A 2,274-nucleotide genomic window follows, 5' to 3' on the forward strand; every position below is an offset into this window, starting at 1 on the left:
AGGTAGGCACCTATCGCGGAGCCGCGCAGATGTGCGGCACCACGCACAAGACCGTCAGACGCATCATCGAGCGGGCGCTGGCCGACGGCAAGCCGCCGGGCCGCAGACGGCGCGGGCACAACTTCGATACGGTCGCCGATCTGGTGGCCGAGAAGATCACCAGCACGGCCGGGCGGATCTCGGCCAAACGGCTGCTGCCCCTGGCCCAGGCCGCCGGGTATGCCGGGTCGGCGCGCAACTTCCGGCGGCTGGTCGCCCAGACCAAGCAGGCCTGGCGGCGCAGCCACCATCGCGGGCGGCGGCCGGCGGTCTGGACACCGGGCGAGATGCTCGTCATCGACTGGGGCGATGCGGGCGGCGGGCTGCACGTGTTCTGCGCGGTGCTGGCCTGGTCAAGGGTGCGGTTCGTCCGCTTCGCCGACAACGAGCGGGCCACCACCACGCTGGCCTTCCTGGCCGAATGCTTCGAAGAACTCGGCGGGGTGCCCAAGGTGGTGCTGGCCGATCGGATGGGCTGCCTGAAGGGCGGCGTGGTCGCCAACAAGGTCATCCCCACCGGCGACTACGTGCGCTTTGCCACTCACTACGCCTTCCGGCCGGACTGGTGCCAGGCCGCCGACCCGGAATCCAAGGGCATCGTGGAGCATCTGGTCGGCTATGCCAAACGTGATCTGGTTGTGCCGCAGGCGCCTTTCGAGGACCTGCTCGCCGCCAACGTGGCCGCCCGCCGGTGGTGCGCCGAGGTCAACACGGTGACGCACTCGGAGATCTGCGCCATCCCCGCCGAGCGGCTGGCCGGCGAGCGTGAGCTGTTGACGGCTCTGCCGTCGCTGCGGCCGGCGATCGGCAAGCCGCCGATCACCCGCAAGGTCGACCGGCTGTCCTGCGTGCGGTTCGGCTCGGCCCGCTACTCGGTCCCCACCCGGCTGATCGGCGCCCGCGTGGCCGTGACCGAGCAGCAGGGCAGACTGCTGATCTGCGACCTGGCCACCGGCGAGATCGTCGCCGACCATCCGGCGGTCGCGCCCGGCGAGGCGTCGGTGGCCGATGAGCACTACGGTGGTCCGCGGCCCGCACCACGCCGCGCCGTCCGGCCCCGGACCCCGGCGGAGAAGGCGTTCCTGGCGCTCGGCCCGGCGGCAGAGTCGTTCTTGACCGGCTCGGCCGCCTCGGGCAACACCCGGCTGGCCGGCGATCTGACCGAGCTGGCCGCGTTGGGGGCCGCGCACGGCGAGCAGGCGCTCATCGCGGCGCTGCAGCGGGCGGTGACCTTTCGCCGCTGGCGGGCCGAGGATGTCCGCTCGATCCTGGCCGCCGGCGCCGGGACCCCGCAACCGGCACCCGCCGGCCAGGCGCTGGTGCTGGAGCTGCCGCCGGTCCCGACCCGATCGCTGAGCGAGTACACCCTGGACAAGATCGGACAGGTGTCATGACCGCGTCCGCACCCGCGCCCCTGGCCGCCGATCTGGATGGCGGGCTGCGCCGGCTGAAGCTGTCCACCATCCGCCGGCTGGCCCCTGAACTGCTCCTCACCGCCCGCACGCAGCGCTGGAACCCCGAGGAGTTCCTGCGCACGCTCATCGACGCCGAACTGGCGGCACGCGATGCCTCCAACGCTCGCGCCCGGATGAAGGCAGCCGCCTTCCCGGTGCTCAAGACCATCGAGGAGTTCGACGTCGCCGCCTCCTCGATCCCCAAGGCCACGTTCGACTACCTCGCCTCGCTGGAGTGGATCCGAGCGGCGGAGAACTACTGCGCGGTCGGACCGGCCGGCACCGGCAAGTCCCACAGCCTGATCGCGCTGGGGGTCGCCGCCGTCCAGGCCGGACACAAGGTCCGCTACTTCACCGCCGCCGACCTGGTCGAAACCCTCTATCGGGGCTTGGCGGACAACTCGGTCGGCCGGGTGATCGAGAACCTGCTGCGCGCCGATCTGGTCATCATCGACGAAGTGGGGTTGGCCCCGCTGGATGACACCGGCGCCCAGTTGCTGTTCCGGTTCGTCGCCGCCGCCTACGAGCGACGCGCGTTGGGAATCGGCTCGCACTGGCCCTTTGACCAGTGGGGACGCTTCCTGCCCGAGCACACCACCGCGGTCAGTCTGCTGGACCGGCTCCTGCACCACAGCATCGTGGTGGTCACCGAAGGTGAGTCCTTCCGGATGAAACAGGCACGAACCAGGACACCAGCACGCTTGATCAAGAAGTAGTCAACTACGAAGAGGTGGGGACTTCTACATGGCCACCAGCGGCGACACGCACTTGGCCGTTGACA

General features: G+C 70.5%; 2 protein-coding genes. Both read left to right on the plus strand.

Going from position 1 to position 2,274, the window contains the following annotated elements; genetic code table 11:
• Positions 1–1,433: IS21 family transposase (istA, locus tag DP939_RS45150; RefSeq protein ID WP_113986973.1), on the plus strand; the 1,433-nt coding region annotated here is incomplete at its 5' end.
• Complete coding sequence (istB, locus tag DP939_RS45155; protein ID WP_113986972.1) at positions 1,430–2,209, plus strand: IS21-like element helper ATPase IstB; 780 nt, start codon at positions 1,430–1,432, stop codon at positions 2,207–2,209. The genes istA and istB, both read left to right, overlap by 4 nt.
• Positions 2,210–2,274 lie beyond the last annotated feature (65 nt).

It is taken from the genome of Spongiactinospora rosea (assembly GCF_003315795.1).
Taxonomy (GTDB): domain Bacteria; phylum Actinomycetota; class Actinomycetes; order Streptosporangiales; family Streptosporangiaceae; genus Spongiactinospora; species Spongiactinospora rosea.